This is a genomic window from Pirellulales bacterium (genome assembly GCA_033762255.1).
Lineage (GTDB): Bacteria > Planctomycetota > Planctomycetia > Pirellulales > JALHPA01 > JANRLT01.
Genome location: JANRLT010000070.1, coordinates 126,465 through 142,335 on the forward strand (window position 1 = coordinate 126,465; position 15,871 = coordinate 142,335).

Below are 15,871 nucleotides of genomic sequence, written 5' to 3' on the forward strand. Positions count from 1 at the left end.
GCCGGTGGTGCCAACCTCCGGAAAGCTATCAAGGCAATAAGATAGCCGTAAACCGGTAGCGCAGAGGATTCGCCCGCGGCTCGAATTACTGCAATACCTTCGCTGCGGGTGCCAAGTAACAAGTTAAATAAGTGGCCGCTGACTGACTTGGGTTTTCCTCTTGAATCAAAAGATTGACATTTGACATAATTTAGATATTATCAAAGTTATTCATAGTGTGTACATTAGTTCAATTCTGATTTGAAAACAATTTCAAGTCCATAAAGGATAATTGGATGAAGTATGGCGAAGAAAAGATCAATCACCAAACCTGGCACACGCAGCAGTGCATCCAACAATTCTAAGCATCAGGATGTTAATGCGGTCCCATCTTCATCCAAATCGCTAAACCGTAGCCTGGGTGACGCCAAGCGCGCCAAGCAGGACGAGTTCTATACACAGTACGTTGACATCCAGAAGGAAGTCGAAGCCTATCTCGAGTTCAACCCTGACACTTTCAGAGACAAAATCGTCTACTGCAACTGTGACGACCCATTCGAGAGCAACTTCTTCAAGTACTTCGCGGCTAACTTCAACAAGCTCGGCCTCAAGAAACTAATCACCACCAGCTACGATGGTTCTCCCATCGCCGGACAGGGCCTTTTGTTCCCGGAATATGATCAGGGTGATAACACGCGCCCACGGCCACACTCGATCGCCATCGCCGTAGAGATCGAGGAAGTGACCGACCTCAATGGCGATGGCGCTACGGGTATAGACGATGTAAAGCTCTTTTTGGAGCGAAATGCCCACAGCCGCACCCCCCTTAAGGGCGGGGGTGACTTCCGCAGCGCTGAATGTGTCGAATTGCTCAAACAGGCGGACATCGTTGTCACCAACCCGCCGTTCTCGCTATTTCGGGAGTATGTGGCGCAGCTTGTGGAGCATAGAAAGAAGTTCCTAATCATCGGAAATCAGAACGCCATAACATACAAGGAAATCTTCCCTCTCATTAAGGAAAACAAGTTGTGGCTTGGAGTCGACAACGGGGGTACGAAGTGGTTTCAAGTGAAAGAAGACTACGATATACAGACTGAATCTCGTAAGAAGATTGTGAACGGTGTTAAATACTTCAGCATGGGAAGCATCGTGTGGTTCACTAATTTGGACCACGGTCGGCGTCATCAAAGGCTGCCACTCATGACCACGACTGAGAATTTAAAGTTTAGTCGGAATATCAAAGGCAAAGCCGCTTACGATCGATACGACAATTACGAGGCGATCGAGGTTCCATCCTTTAGAGAGATCCCCAGCGATTACGACGGTGTAATGGGTGTTCCAATCACATTCCTCGACAAATATAACCCTGAGCAATTCGAAATCATTGGGGCAACCGAAAGCGAAGGCAAAGGATTTTCAAATGGACTGTGGCTAGGAAATACGGCACAAGCCTTAGTCAAGGGCGAGAGAGTCTATAAACGACTATTCATCAGACATCGCAACTTGTCCACCAAGGGGTTGAAGAAAAAGTGAAAACCACGCTGCAAACCGACATCACTGTCGCCAAAATCTGCGAAGGCTTCGTCTACAACCAACTGGAAGGCAAGGGCCTGTTCGGCCTTGGCGGAAAGCTTACGATTCAGCCAGAGTACCAGCGCAACTATATCTACGCCGACGGTGGAGGCAAGAAAGAGCAGGGGGTCATCGAATCGATATTGAAGGGGTATCCGCTGGGGCTGATATACTTCAACAAGGTGGCAGCGGACAAGTTCGAGGTGCTCGACGGCCAGCAGCGCATCACCAGCATAGGGCGGTTCGTTACCGACAAGTTTGCGATCATGGAGAACGCAAATCCTAAGATTTTCAGCAGCCTGCCCTCCGATCAGCAGAAGAGGATTCGCGACTCAAAGCTGCTGATCTATGAATGCGAGGGGACTGAGACAGAGATCAAGGAGTGGTTTAAGACAATCAACATTGCTGGCGTGCCGCTGAATGAACAAGAATTGCTCAACGCAGTCTATTCTGGCCCATTTGTCACCAAGGCCAAAGAAGAGTTCAGTAACAGTCAGAACGCGAATATCTTGAAGTGGAGCGCGTACATCAAGGGTAGCGCGAACCGGCAGGAGTTTCTTGAGCAGGCGCTGGAGTGGGTGAGTAAGGGGAACATCGGCGCGTACATGAGCGCGCATCGTAATCAGAAGAACATCAACGAATTAAAAACTTACTTCAATGCGGTGATTGATTGGGTTTCGACGGTGTTCAACGAAGTGCGTTCAGAGATGCGCGGCTTGGAATGGGGCCGGCTTTACGAAACTTATCACCACCAGAGCTACAATCCTGCGAAGGTCGAGGCCGCCGTCGAAAAACTTATGGCCGATGAATACGTCAGCAACCGCAAAGGAATTTTCGAATATGTGTTGGGCGGATCAACCGACAAGAAGCTCCTCGCCGTCCGCGTGTTCGACGAGAAGACGAAGAAGGTTGCGTACACCAAGCAGACACAGGAGGTGAAGGGGAAGAATAAATCAAACTGCCCACTGTGCGCCGTGAGCGACAATGCGAACAAAGCAAGAATCTATGATTTTGAAGAGATGGACGCGGACCACGTATCGGCGTGGAGTAAAGGGGGCGAAAGTTCGGCTAAGAACTGCGAGATGCTTTGCACCACCCATAATCGTGCCAAAGGTAATCGATAATCTGAGTGTATTATATCCAGCTTCTACTAGCCAAGAAAATATTTTATCCTGGGCCATGTAGCCACTTCATCCAATCCCAAAGCACAGATTTCAAATCATCACTCATCACTCATCATTCATCATTCATCATTCTCACCTACTCTCCCTGATTCGCTCCCACGCTGGCCGCTTTTTCCCCCAGCAGGCACCGGCCGATTTGCCGCGCCGCCTGGCGTAGGCGGTTTTCGTTTTCCACCAGGGCCAACCGCAAATAGCCCTCGCCCGCCGGGCCAAAGCCGCTTCCCGGGCTGACGGCGACGTGGCCTTCGTCGAGTAGCTTGCCAGCGAAGTCCATCGTGTTCATCTGCGACGCCCAGGGCTCGGGGACTTTGGCCCAAATAAACATTCCCGCGCGGGGGAGGTTGATCTCCCAACCGTGGCGGCGGAGGCCGTCGGCCAGGACATCGCGGCGGTGCTGGTAGATTTTACTTTGGCCTTCGACGGCGGCATCGGTATGCCGCAGCGCGACGATGGCGGCGATTTGAATGGCGGTGAACATGCCGTAGTCGTAATAGGTTTTGATGGTCCCCAGGGCGCGGACCATTTCGGCATTGCCGCTGCAAAAGCCGACCCGCCAGCCCGCCATGTTGTACCCTTTGCTCATGGTGGTAAATTCCACGCCTACATCCTTGGCCCCCGGCGCGGAAAGGAAACTCGGCGGCTGGTACCCATCAAACGCGACGTCCCCATAGGCAAAGTCGCTAATCACCATAAAGCCGTACTTTTTTGCCAGTCGCACCACATCCACAAAAAATTCCGGCTCGACCGTCACGGCCGAGGGATTGTGCGGATAGTTCACAATCAGCAGTTTGGGCTTGGGATACAGATGCTCGCAGGTGTAGGCGATATTTGAGAGAAACTTTTCGCTGTCGGAGACTTCCAGCGTGATCGCATGCGCCCCGGCTAGATTCACGCCATGCACATGCACCGGAAAGAACGGCGCGGGGACAATGGCCGTATCTCCCGGCCCTAGCAGCGCGAGCAGCATGTGGCTAAAGCCCTCTTTGCTCCCCAGGCAGACCACGGTCTCGGACTCGGGATCGAGCCGCACGCCATACTTGCGGGCGTACTTGGCGGCGACTTCGCGGCGCAGGTTTTGAATTCCCAGGGCCTTGCTATAGCCGTGGTTTTTTGGGTCGCGGACCGCTTCGATCAGTTTCTCCACGACCAGGTCCTGCGGGGGGTCGCTGGGGTTTCCCATCCCCAGGTCGATCACGTCCAGCCCATCGCGCCGCATTTGATATTTTTTGGCATTGATGCGGGCAAACAGATACGGCGGCAGCCGCTTGACACGGTCGGCCACCTCAATTTTAAAGGGGCGGATGTCGTCGCGGGGGTTGTCGGTGCGTTGATCCATAAAAAACAAAGTAAGAAGGCGGAATTCAGAATGCAAATATTACTAGCTGCGACGTTTGGCAACTGACCGGCACCCTTTAAGATAGCGAATTTGCGGGAGTTCGTGAATTGCAGGAGCAGCGGGGAATTTTTGCGGGGAAAACGACTCAAATGACTCGCGGTACCCGGTTTGCCGCAGACACGGATACCCCTGGCCAGGTTCAGGCCTGTAGTTTGCCCAGTTTGCCAGATGTCGGACAATATGCCCAATTCCCCGCTAGCGGGTCACCTTTGGCGGTTTTGCCGCCGATAGGATCAATATCGATCAATTTTGGCCTGGGAGGTGTGAAATGACCCGTAATATCCTGTTGGCGGGCGGAATCTTGGTGTTATTAGCCCTTGCTCCCGTGTCTGCCCTATTTGCCGGGCAGCCGCTGGTCCGGCTCGAGACCAAATTGCGTTCCCACGTGCCGCAACCCCCCGCCGCGGCGCAGCCAGTTACGCCCGCGCCGCAGTATATGCTGCTACAGGGCGCTCCCGGCGGGAATGGTCAAACCGTGCGGGCGACGCCGTACGCCTATGGCTGGTTCGGCGTGGGCCGCCGCTCGCATTATGAATACAGCCGGGGGTACTATGGGCAGACAAATTTTTGGCACGCCCGGTGAGGTGGGGGTTGGAGTTTGGAGGATGGAGTTTAGAGGATGGAGTTTAGAGGATGGAGATAAGCATTGGATTCTCGCAAAGCTACTGTTAAATCGAGCGAAGCACCCCAGGACCCCTGCACCTCCGCAAGCGGCGTCCCTTGCTGACGCTGCGGGCTGATTGGTTTCTTCACAGGGGACTGTGAAGACTACACTGGTGTCCCTTGCTGACGCGGCAAGCTGAAACTCTGCCTTCAATTCTTAATTCATAATTCTTAATTCATAATTAACAGCTACCTTCCCAGACCGACAAAGAATGTAAAGACCTGGGTTTGATCCCCGGCGGCGTCGTTGACGACCGTGGCAAAGTCCAGCGCGATCGGGGCGGGGCCTAGCGCCGGGACGGAAATTCTTAGCCCACCCCCCAGGGCGACGCGAAAGTTCTGGGAATTGATCGTGTAATCCTGCTCGACCGTGCCAAAGTCACAAAACGCCACCGCCCGCAAGGAATCATCGGCAGTGATTGGGACCATGTATTCCACCGTGCCGACCAGTTGCAGCGGCCCACCGACAATCACGTCGTTAACCCGCGGCGAGGCCCCGCGAAAGCGAAACCCGCGGAGTGTCGAAAAACCCCCGATAAAAAAGTTGTCGTAAATCGGCGTGTCATTTCCCGAGATTCCAAAGTCCCCGCCAATCGCCAGCACCTGACGGCCCGATCCATCCGCCCGCTGTGTCAGCGTAAAATATTTGCGCATTTCGACCGTTGCCCGCGGGTAATCAAATGACCCGGTCACGTACTCTACCTCATACTGGGCGAACCATCCTTCCGTGGGTAAAAACGGGCTATCACGCGTATCATGGGCCAGATTGATCCCAAAGCCGTATAGGTCATTATGGCCGACGACTTCATTCAGTTCCGGAACCGTCGTGACGCGCGGGTTGGAAATGTTAATGTTTTCGATCCGAAATTTGGTGCCGATGGACAAATCCGGGCGGTAGGGAATCTGATAAGCAAAGCCAAATCGCCCCCCCACGCGTTCTTCGTACCAGTCGCGATAGCCGCGCTGAAAGTAAAAGCCGCTCATGGAGAGCGCTACCGGCGAATCCCACAGATAAGGCTCTTGAAAGCTGATGGTATAGCGGCTGACTTGACTGCCGGGAGCGGCCTCGAGGCGAAAGCGCTGTCCCGCGCCGCGCCATGCCCGGCCCGAGACAAAATCGTTCCAACTAGTGGCGGGACGCCAAATGTCAAAGTTTTGCTCGTCCAGCACGATATTGCCAATGACACCCGCATTGGAATTCACGCCCACGCCAAACATTAGCCGGCCGGTCTGGGTTTCGGTGACGATTCCCGTTAAATCGACAAACCCGCCTTCTGGAACCACTTGCCAGGGTTGTTGGGGATTGATTGGTTCGCTCGGCTGGGGCAGAATCCCCGCCCCCTGGCCTGGCACCCCATTTGGTTGTCCTATGCCGCCGACAAGTGGTTGGCCGTTGGCATTAATGGCCGGGGACCAGGGACTGGCGCTAGGGTCGGTGGGGGCAATGCCGCTGGGGGCCACTGCGGTTCCCGGGGCATAGCCCGGCACGGTCAGGTTGCCTCCGGAGGGCTGCCCGACAAAGCTTTCAGTCGCGGGATCGGCTAAGTACTGCGTAGGCTGAACAGGATATTGTCCTGTGGTATTTGTCGCGGCGGTGTAAAACGCGGGCTGCGCCGCATAACCGGTGGTTGATCCCGCCTGGGGGTAAGCATCGGGCATAATGCCACTGGGGGTAAAGCCAGTTGCGGATTGCTGGTATGGCATACTACCGCTGGCTACATAATTGGCATTGGGTGTGGCGGGGGTGCTCCAGCGATCCACACCGACAGTGCTACTGGGAATATAGGCGTTACTGGGAACGTAAGCGGTGCTAGGGCTGGCAGGGGGGATACCGCTGTTGGTACTTGCCGGAGTAGTGGAATTTGCGGCCCAGCGTGTGTTGTCTGGACTTTGAAAGCGAACGACAGTTTGTGTCGGGGGCGTGACCGTGCGCTGGAGCGCGGTATCCGGCACGGTAAAGTCCCGATTGATCCGAGGGCGGTCAGGATGGAGTGCCGCGGAAGGAGCGAGCGGGGTCATTGCCGATGGGCGCGGGGTGGATTCCGCCGGCGTGTAATTTGCCCGCCAAAACGTGGGCCGACTGGTAGGATGCGATGCCGCGGGGGAGGGAGTAGCGGTGCTAGGAGCGGCGGGAATAGGAGCGGCATCGTTCGGCGTTACGGGATAGGGGACTGCCTCTAGCGGGAGATTGTGATATGGTAGTCGCAGTTCTGGTTGCGCTGGTGGGTTGACCGTGGCGGGGGGCGTGCCGGGAACAGCATCCACGGCGGTCCCGCGAATGATCACCGTAACGGTGGGAACGTCCGGGCTTTGAAATCGGGATTTGCCGTTGCGATTGGTCGAGGTGTTTTTGCGGGCGAGTTCGCGTGCTTCCTCGTCCAAGCCCTCGGGGGGCGTTACCACGATTTGCGGCGGGGCGCCCTTGGTCGGATCGTTATTAAACAGGCCGCTCCGTTTCAGGCGAATTTCGTCCGCGCGAATGAGCCGCGTATCGACGATATCCCCCGGCCGCAGCGAAATCCGGTTGAGCACCGTGCGCTCGCGCGAGTGGGAGGATTCTCCCGACGAGCCGCGAATATCGACCAAAATCTGGCCAACGCGGTAAACGGCCCCTTCCTTGATGCTAAAGACAATGTCCAGCTCGCCCGGTGTTTCCAAAAAACGCGTCTCGGCGTCGATATCGCAAAAGATGTGCCCCTGTCCGCCGTACAAATCGCGAATGGCGTTAATGTCGGCGTTCAGCTTGGCCTGGTCAAAGTACTCGCCGCTTTGTTCCTGCAATTTGGAGAGCAATTCGGCTTGATTGAATTTTTCGTTGCCAATCACCGAGAAATTTCGCACTTTATAGCGCGGGCCTTCGTGGATGATAAACGTCAGCGTGAGCCAGCCGCTGGGGCTGACATCTAGCTCGCGGCTGATCCGCGCCTGAAAGAAGCCCAAGCTGCGGTAGTACTCGGTCAGGGTCTTGATATCGTCGTCAATCTTGTTGCGATCGACATGCCCGCCAATCCAAAGGATGCCAGGCTTGGACTGGATTTGCGTATTCAGCCGGGCGTCGGTGGCGATGGTGTTCCCCACGTACTGCGTCCACCACACCTTTTGGCGGTTCCCCTCGTTTATGACAAAGACCGCCCCTTTGTCGCCGACTTTGTTTCCCTCCACCACGCTCACGTACGCCTCGACAAAACCTTTTTCGTGGTAGTAATTTTCCAGGGTGCGGCGGGCTTCCTCCACCCGATGCGGATCAAGCGCGTCCCCCACTTTAAGCTCGGCTTGCTTTTTAAGCGTGCTTTCACCGATCTTTTGCATACCGATGAATTTTACATAGCGCAAGAGAGGCCGCTCCACCACCTGAAAGGTCACCAGCAGACCATCTTGCAGGGTTTGGTAACGGGGCTTGATCGAAACAAATTTTCGCGTCCGGTCCAGTGCCCGTACGTCATCCTCGATCGTCTTGGGATCGTACAGCGTCCCCGCCCGGGTGGACATCTTGGGTAGGGTGCCCACATTGCTGGCCCCTTCGATGCGGACCTCGATCACGCGGTCGGTTCCGGCAATGGGGGCCGGGACGGCGTTGGCGGCGGCATTACCGCCAGGCGCAGCGCGCGGCGTGGCGATGGTCTCCACCGGAGGGGGCAAATTTGCCGGAAACGTCCCGGCGGGTGACCCAACGGCGGTCCCCGCCGCGGGGTTGGTCAATGCCGGGCCGCTGCCGGCCAATCCCTGGCCGCTGGCGAAATTTATTTGGCATCCAAGCGCAAACCAGCTTAAAGCCAGCAGGCCCAGTGCTTTGCCATGACGCATCATGCCCAGCATCCGTTTCTGTAGTTGCGGGAAAGCGGCTATAGCAACCGCGAAAAGTCCCGTGCGCAAAAAAACCATTACAAAACTTGGCCGCTTGCTTTCCCGGGGTTCAAGCGGACAATGTGGTCGAAAAGAAATACCGCAACCCGTCAATTGCGACAAGGGAGATTTGGGGGGTTGCCGATAGTCATTTAAGAAATATTGTAAAATTACAATAAATTCATTTAGGTTCGGTCCGCCTCCCTGGGGAAATATATTCGCAAAAAAGCAACTCGCGGGATCTCCCATCAACACGCGGGTGGACGGGCAGAGCATGGCCGCTCAAGCCGCCCGACGCGCGGCCAGGGTGTTCCTGGGCAAGGTTTCCGCCAGCACGCTGGCATACAGTTCCTCGTATTGAGCGATAATCCCTCGCGGTTCATGCCGCGCAAACGCGATTCGCCGCGCGTTTTGGGCTAACCGCGCGGGTTGCGGGTCCGCTAGCACGGTGAATATGCCGCGAGCCAGGTCCCGTGGAGCAAAATCCCCGGCCAAATAGCCCGTTTGGCCGGTGTGCACCACTTCCCCCGCCACGCCTGTGTCAAATGCCACCACCGGCGTTCCGCATAACAGCGACTCGCTAATCATCATGGGTCCGGCATCCTCTATCGACGGGCAGACAAACAAATCCGCCGCCTGATACGCCCGCGCTAGTTCTGGTCCATCCCGCAAGCTTCCAACTAACCGCGAGGGAAAGGGACAATGCCGGGCCAAAAATTCTCCCCTCTGACCGATAATCACCAATTCCACATCTTCCGCTGTGCAGCCGGCGGAGCATTTTTCCTGTGTCATAATCCCACGCAATTGATGCAGGGCCGCGATTAGCTTGGCCCCCCCCTTGCGCGGCTCATCCAAATATGACGCGCCAAATAGCACCAAGCGCTTATCCAATGGCAGGCCCAACTGTTCCCGCGCTTGCTGGCGATCCGCCGGGATAAAGACCGTGGTATCCAATGGCAGGGGGATTTCCGCGATCCGGTGACCCCCAAATAGCGAACTGGCACGGGCTTTCTCCGCCGCCCAACGCGTGGGGGCAATGATGGTCAGGGGCAAATCGGCCAAGTGCCGCTGCTTTTGTTGCCATACTTGCCGTGATACGTCATTCGGAGAAGGCTCCGCCAACAAGGGACAATTCCCACAGTTGACGGTAAATCCCTGACAGCCAAAAGAGTAATGACATCCCCCTGTTAGCGGCTCTTGGTCCAGCAAATGCCAAAAGAGGGGCACGCCCAGACGGGATGCCAGTTGGCGGATTTGCCCGGAAGACAAAAAACGGGTGATCCAGTGCAAAAAGACCACGTCCACCTGTCCCCGCTGCGCAGCTAGCGTACGGTCCAGGTCGACGCCAATCTGGCGGTCATGGTTAAAGGTAAACTTGGTCTGGGGCGTCCCCCAGCCGGGAAGATGACGCAGAAATTTGTGCCAAGTGGCCAACACTGGCGAGATGGCGGCGGCGACCACGCTGTCATCGGAGGATTGTTTATCCCGCACGATCATTCGTGAGGCATGGCCGTACTGCTTTAGAGATTGATGCAGGCGAAACGCGACCTTGGCGGCTCCGCCATGCTGGTCAGCCGTCGAAAAATGCAGCACGCGCATGCTAACCCCTGTTTATGCCACGCGCTGGCCGGACCAGCCGGACAAATTTAGATCGCTGACCAAAGGGGTGGTGGTAGGCCTTTGTCGTGCGGTGGAAATTGTCGCGGAGCGCATTTTTTGGAGTGGCCAAAAATGGTAGTAATTTTCCCGCTTGGCCAGGGAAAAGCCATGTTTTTCGTACAAACGGCAGGCGGGCAGGTTATGCCGCTGCGTGACCACGCTGGCGGTGTGGCAGGATTGACCCAGCATCCATTGCTCGGCGGCGGTAAGCAGCAGTTGTCCCAGGCCGCGTCCCCGTTCGGACTCGGCCACGGCGATCAAGTCGATCTGCCCCACGGCTTCCTTGACGGAGATGGTCACGATACCGCGCGGCTGGGCGCTATCCGCCCGATAAGCGGCGAGGACGGCATTGGCCAATTCGCCCTTGACGCTCCGTTCGATCCAAATTTTGTATAGTTCTTGAAATTTATCGACGGGAATGTTGGCATCCACGGCGAACCGGCTGCATTGCCCCGCCGCCACCGCCAACTGGTACAAGTCTTCGCAAGGGAAAAGCTGGGGGTAGCTCTTGACATAATATAGCCCCCCCGCCGCCCAAATGGTCTGGTTAAAATTGGCTCCGGGCGTCAGTTGTTGCTCCGGGGTAGGAGACGTGGACGCGATCGCCGCGACGCGCGGCAGGGTCATGCTAAAGGTTGTCTTGCAATCAACCAGTTGCCCGGCGAACTCGGCCAGGATTTTTTCAGCCGGGACACGGTCCGCCCGCGTTGGCCAATACACGAGCGCAAAGCCCCCCGCCCGCATGGCGGTGAGCAAATTCGCTAATTCGGCGTCGCTTAGCTCGGCGGCAGTGATCCGTCCGACTTGCCAGCCAAAATGGCGCGAATCCCACGCGCGTGGCTCTAGCGGCAGTGGGGCGGTGGTTGGCAGGGATGGTGGCATGGGATCGGTACAAAAGTCGCCGGGGACAAACGTGCGGGGTGGGTCCAACGTGGTCGAAATTGTCTTATTCCTATGAAAAGGAGGGCGGCCGCCGGGCGCGCCGCAATGGTTGTTAGGCCGCCGCGCGTTTGGTGGCGGTTTGGCGGAGGAATTTTTTGATCTGGCTGGTGACTTCTAATTGATCGGCTTCGGTCAAGTCATAGTAAAACGGCAGCCGCACCAGCCGATCGCTATAACCTTCGGTAATGGGCAAATCGCCGGCCCGATAACCAAAACTTTGGCCGACCGGGGCGGTATGCAGCGGCACATAATGAAACACGGCCAATATGCCCTGCTGTTTTAAATGGTCGATGAGCGCGCCACGGGCCGCCAGGTCAGGGAGCAGCAGATAAAACATGTGGTAGTTGGTTTGGCAGTTTTCGGGGATGCGCGGCAGGCGGGCCAGGCCATCCCGTTCCAGGTCGGCCAGGTGGAATTCGTAAAATTTATAGATTTCCCGGCGGCGCTCGGCGATGTGGTCGCGCAGTTCCAACTGACCGTACAAAAACGCGCCGCACAGTTCACTGGGGATATGCGACGAACCAACATCCACCCAGGTGTACTTGTCCACCATGCCGCGGAAAAAGCGGCTGCGGTTGGTCCCTTTTTCGCGGATAATTTCGGCCCGTTCATAGAACCGTTCGTCATTGACGCACAGCGCGCCCCCTTCGCCGCAGATGTAATTTTTTGTCTCGTGAAAGCTGTAGCAACCCATGTGACCTAGGGAACCCAGGGCGCGTCCCTGGTACGTGGCATTGACCCCTTGGGCGGCATCCTCCACCACAATCAGGTTGTGTTGCGCGGCCAATTCTAATATGGGGTCCATCTCGCAAGAGACTCCCGCGTAATGCACGGGAAAAATCGCCTTGGTCCGGGGAGTGATGGCCGCCGCGATCAGGTTTTCATCAATGTTGAGCGTGTCGGGCCGAATGTCAACAAACACCGGCCGCGCGCCGGTCCGGACCACCGCGTTGGCCGTCGAGACAAACGTGTATGAAGGCAAGATCACTTCATCGCCGGGGCCAAGCTCGCACAGTTGGGCGGCCATTTCCAAAGCGGCCGTGCACGATGGCGTCATCAAGACATGGGGGATGTTAAACTCCCGCTCCATCAGCCGCGCGCATTCCTTAGTAAAGTGGCCGTCGCCGGCAATTTTGCCTTGGGTAACCGCCTGGGCGATATAAAATAGCTCTTTCCCGGCGATAAACGGTCGATTGAACGGAATCCGCGGCGTCATGCCTGTGGCTCCAATCTTGATTTCTGGTGACTTATTGTCGATTGCCCGTTCTGTCAGGTAGCGGAATTCGCCAGCATTCCGACTTGTATGATCCTATCCACCATCTTTCCTCGCCCCGCTTCGGAACTTTTGCAAGTTCCGCTACACCTGGGGCGGCGATTATGCTCGCTCATTTCCCCCGCGACAATACCAAAATTGTCTAAAAATGCGGTCCCGCGAGCGGCGCTTTTCCTCCGGGCGCGGACAGAGTCGGGGACGCCTCCTCGACGCGAGGCTTGCTGGCTTCGATCACAAACCCGCTATCGATATTTGCCGCCGCCGGATGATGGCGCAACAGCACGTCCAGGTACTTCAATGGTGATAGCACATACGTCAGCGGCATGAGCAGCTTATACAGGGGTCGAATGCCCAATGAGAGCACCATTGCCAGCCATTCCTGCATGATCCAAACCAAAGCGGATGTCGGCCCAGCGGCGGGTTCCACGCTGGTGATCTGAAAATCGGCGAACAACTGCCGCATGCCGCTGATCGTAAAACGCTGATAATCGTACGGCGAGGCATGGTACCCTTGTAAAAATGGGATAAAGCACAGCACCCGCCCCCCGGGTCGCAATACCCGCAGCATTTCCGCCACATGGGCCTGGGGATGCGTGACATGTTCCAGGACCGCCACGCTAATGACGCCATCCAGGCTATTGGCCGCCAGGGGAAGCTGCTGCAAATCCGTCACGAGGTTCACATTTTCATAATTCATGCCATCGCAGCAAATGATCCGGGGGTCATGCCGCAGCGGCCCCGAACCCAAATCGGCGACGAACTCCCGTTGCAAATCAAAACTTGCCAAAAAGCGATTGATCCGCCGATTTAAGAACCCGGTGTACACGGGGGAAATCTGGTCGATCGCCAACTGATAGCGCGGACCCAGCACCCGTTTGGCGGATTCCTTGACTTGGTTAAGCCAGTCGGTTTTGACATCGCTGGTGGTAAAACCCCCGCAACGAATTTGCACATTTTCGGCGCCAGAACGATGTACCTGCTGGGCGGTGATGCCACAGGGGTGACATACTAAATCGGGCAACTCCCCGGAGGAAGCAGTTGCTCCAGGATGTGCCGCCTGCCCATTGACAGCGGAGCTAAATGCCCCCTGGCAGCGGGGACAGCGCAATTTGGCCAGCAGTTTGCTGGCGGGACTATTATCGCTGGCTGGCGTGGCTGGGAAGGAGCCTGGGCCAGTAACGGGGCGAAGGGGTGATTTGGTGACTTCCGCTGGCAAACTGAGCGTAGGCATTGTGACATCCCTGTCAAAATATGCGATTTACAAGCATGCGCAGCGGCATGCCAAATTTGGCCGCGAGTATAGCCCCGATCCCAGGCGGAGGCTAGATAGATTCTTTGGCCAGAGAAAAACCAGGCCCCGGAAGATAATAGTTGTGCTAGCACCGAATAGGAAAGAGCAGAGCGCGGGGTGCAGCACAGTGCTGGGAAAATTATACTGCGGGAAAATAGTGCAGTGCGAGATTAACGAAATGCGGGGGCCAGGGGACGGGCGGGTTTTGCCGATTTGCCGGTTCCTGCCAGATTCGCGGAGGGAGCCACGTTTGCGGCCAGATACTTGAGATAGTCATACAAGCCATAATCCCGGTCAATCAAATTTCCTTCCACATTAATCGTGGCTTGGTCACTGTATTGGACATATAACTCCTCAATGACATTCGCGACCAGGTTGACCGTGTCCGCGTTGTTACCGGTATCTATACGGACTTGCTTGAGGGTGCTGCCGCCATTCGCCAGGGCCACGGTCAGGATGTTTTCGGTGGGAACGAATATGACAGGATGACCCAACAAAGAGTGGTTTGTCGTCTGGCCCGCCTCGGATAGTTTCAGGTCATTGCGAATCTGCACAACTTCACCCCCCAAAGTGTCTTCTGAAAAGATACTCTTGGGCTTTGATTCCAACAGCGTGTAATACTTGCCAAAATTGAGGGTGTCGATTCCCTGGCCCAGGTTGATATTCAATTTTCCGTTCACGACGGAACGGGCGAACAAAACCTGATCGTTATACAGATTTGGGTTTGCCAATTGGAATGGCGCACCACCGGCAAAATCCGCCACAATTCGCGTGTCGCCATCATAGCGATTGACGTCCAAGCCAATGGTGTCGTTACCATAGCCGGTATTGATCGTGACATTCTGGAAAAAATGCGATGAGAAAATGCTGACCAAATTGTGCCCAAAACCGGTGTCAATGGATGTCGTCCCCAGGACGCGCATTTGTCCCAAGGAGATCGCATCGTTATCGATCCCGCCGGTGACCCGTAAATCATCAAAAAACGTGGTGAGGGAATAGAAATCGTTGGTGCCATTTCCCAGGTTGATATCCGCGTCCGCATCGCCGTAAATTTGATGCATCAGGATTTGATCGTTGCCATCTTGGCCCTGGACTGTCAGGTTTTTTGTAATGACCAACTGGCTAGCATAAGTGGCCATTGCGTTAGGCATTCCTCCCGGCGGAGTATTGGGGAAGCGAATGCTTTGAGTGGTTTTGATAATTTGCTGATCAGTATAGTTATTGTAAAATAATGTTAAATATGACCCTTGGTCATAGTAACCAAGTTTAAGAATATCATTTCCCCCGCCCAATTCCGCCGTCAGGCTTTCTAATACCAAACCATCCACCGAAATTGCATCGCTGGCCCCCCCTAAATCAATCACGACAGACTTCACGGCTTCCAGATCAAAATGTAAGAAATTGCTTAAACCGTTCAATAATGTCATTTCATAGGCTGGTACCAAAGTGTCACCATCAATAACGATAATACTATTTACATTAGCATCCCGTGTTACAAAAACATCCCTGGGCCGAGGCACAAAGTTAATCTCTGAATTACTGTTGTACCCCTGCACCACGATTTTTTTACCCAATCGTTGAAATGTGTTCAGATCATAGGCATCCTGATACGACACACTCAGAAAATTGGCGTCCGCATCGCCGACGATGCTCAACACACCGTCCGCAAGGGTGACGGTCACGTTCCCGGCCATGACTGTCCGGGACTCCAGGGATTCAAACTGGCGAGCGGGAGGCTGCGTGGAATACCGATCCCGATAGAGGGGGCGTGGCTGGCTCTGTGACCGCTGGTAATGTGCGCCGGTAAAAAGACTTAATAGAAATCGCCCGAGTGTCATGTTTTGCCCCTTGATCCTGTTTAGCCATGCGTCTGAAACCGAAGGCTTTGAACCGAAAATTGCTCCACGTTGGGTTTAAGTAAAGCATTTCTCCGGTTTTTTTGTATCTTGAGCTTAACCGAATTCCCCGACAAGAGCAACTTTTTTGCTCTTGTGATAGGTGGTTCTTCTGACGATAATTCGCGGCCTTTAATTCCGCATGTTTCGGCTCATCAAAATGTAACAAAGCAC

Annotated in this window: 10 protein-coding genes; 3 read left to right on the top strand and 7 right to left on the bottom strand. The window is 55.4% G+C overall.

What is annotated here, in order from left to right; translation table 11 throughout:
- The first annotated feature begins 282 nt into the window (after positions 1-282).
- Both SFX18_19635 and SFX18_19640 read left to right on the top strand, forming a co-directional pair.
- Entirely contained in the window at positions 283-1,512 is a 1,230-nt protein-coding gene (locus SFX18_19635; protein MDX1965367.1) for an adenine-specific methyltransferase EcoRI family protein, read from the top strand.
- Positions 1,509-2,675 (top strand): DUF262 domain-containing protein, encoded by a 1,167-nt coding sequence (locus SFX18_19640; protein ID MDX1965368.1) that lies wholly within the window; start codon positions 1,509-1,511, stop codon positions 2,673-2,675. The genes SFX18_19635 and SFX18_19640 overlap by 4 nt, the downstream gene beginning before the upstream one ends.
- A gap of 136 nt (positions 2,676-2,811) precedes the next feature.
- On the opposite strand, the gene SFX18_19645 is transcribed toward SFX18_19640, so the two are convergent.
- On the bottom strand, positions 2,812-4,071 hold the full coding sequence (locus SFX18_19645; protein ID MDX1965369.1) for an aminotransferase class I/II-fold pyridoxal phosphate-dependent enzyme: 1,260 nt from the start codon (positions 4,069-4,071) through the stop codon (positions 2,812-2,814).
- Between the two features lie 328 nt (positions 4,072-4,399).
- Here SFX18_19645 and SFX18_19650 point away from each other — a divergent pair, with 328 nt between their 5' ends.
- On the top strand, positions 4,400-4,714 hold the full coding sequence (locus tag SFX18_19650) for a hypothetical protein (protein MDX1965370.1): 315 nt from the start codon (positions 4,400-4,402) through the stop codon (positions 4,712-4,714).
- Between the two features lie 269 nt (positions 4,715-4,983).
- Here SFX18_19650 and SFX18_19655 read toward each other — a convergent pair whose 3' ends face one another.
- The 6 genes from SFX18_19655 to SFX18_19680 all read right to left on the bottom strand — a co-directional run bounded on the left by SFX18_19655 (position 4,984) and on the right by SFX18_19680 (position 15,640).
- A complete protein-coding gene (locus SFX18_19655; GenBank protein MDX1965371.1) occupies positions 4,984-8,601 on the bottom strand; it encodes a BamA/TamA family outer membrane protein in 3,618 nt (1,205 codons plus the stop codon).
- Positions 8,602-8,919: 318 nt separating this feature from the next.
- Positions 8,920-10,236: a glycosyltransferase gene (locus tag SFX18_19660; GenBank protein ID MDX1965372.1), complete on the bottom strand. Its 1,317-nt coding sequence runs from the start codon at positions 10,234-10,236 to the stop codon at positions 8,920-8,922.
- 12 nt (positions 10,237-10,248) lie between these two features.
- Positions 10,249-11,178: a GNAT family N-acetyltransferase gene (locus SFX18_19665; protein MDX1965373.1), complete on the bottom strand. Its 930-nt coding sequence runs from the start codon at positions 11,176-11,178 to the stop codon at positions 10,249-10,251.
- Positions 11,179-11,290: 112 nt separating this feature from the next.
- Entirely contained in the window at positions 11,291-12,454 is a 1,164-nt protein-coding gene (gene rffA, locus SFX18_19670) for a dTDP-4-amino-4,6-dideoxygalactose transaminase (GenBank protein MDX1965374.1), read from the bottom strand.
- 199 nt (positions 12,455-12,653) lie between these two features.
- The gene (locus tag SFX18_19675) at positions 12,654-13,742 is read right to left on the bottom strand and encodes a class I SAM-dependent methyltransferase (GenBank protein ID MDX1965375.1); all 1,089 of its coding nucleotides are present in this window, start codon (positions 13,740-13,742) and stop codon (positions 12,654-12,656) included.
- 230 nt (positions 13,743-13,972) lie between these two features.
- Entirely contained in the window at positions 13,973-15,640 is a 1,668-nt protein-coding gene (locus tag SFX18_19680; protein ID MDX1965376.1) for a hypothetical protein, read from the bottom strand.
- Between the last annotated feature and the right edge of the window lie 231 nt (positions 15,641-15,871).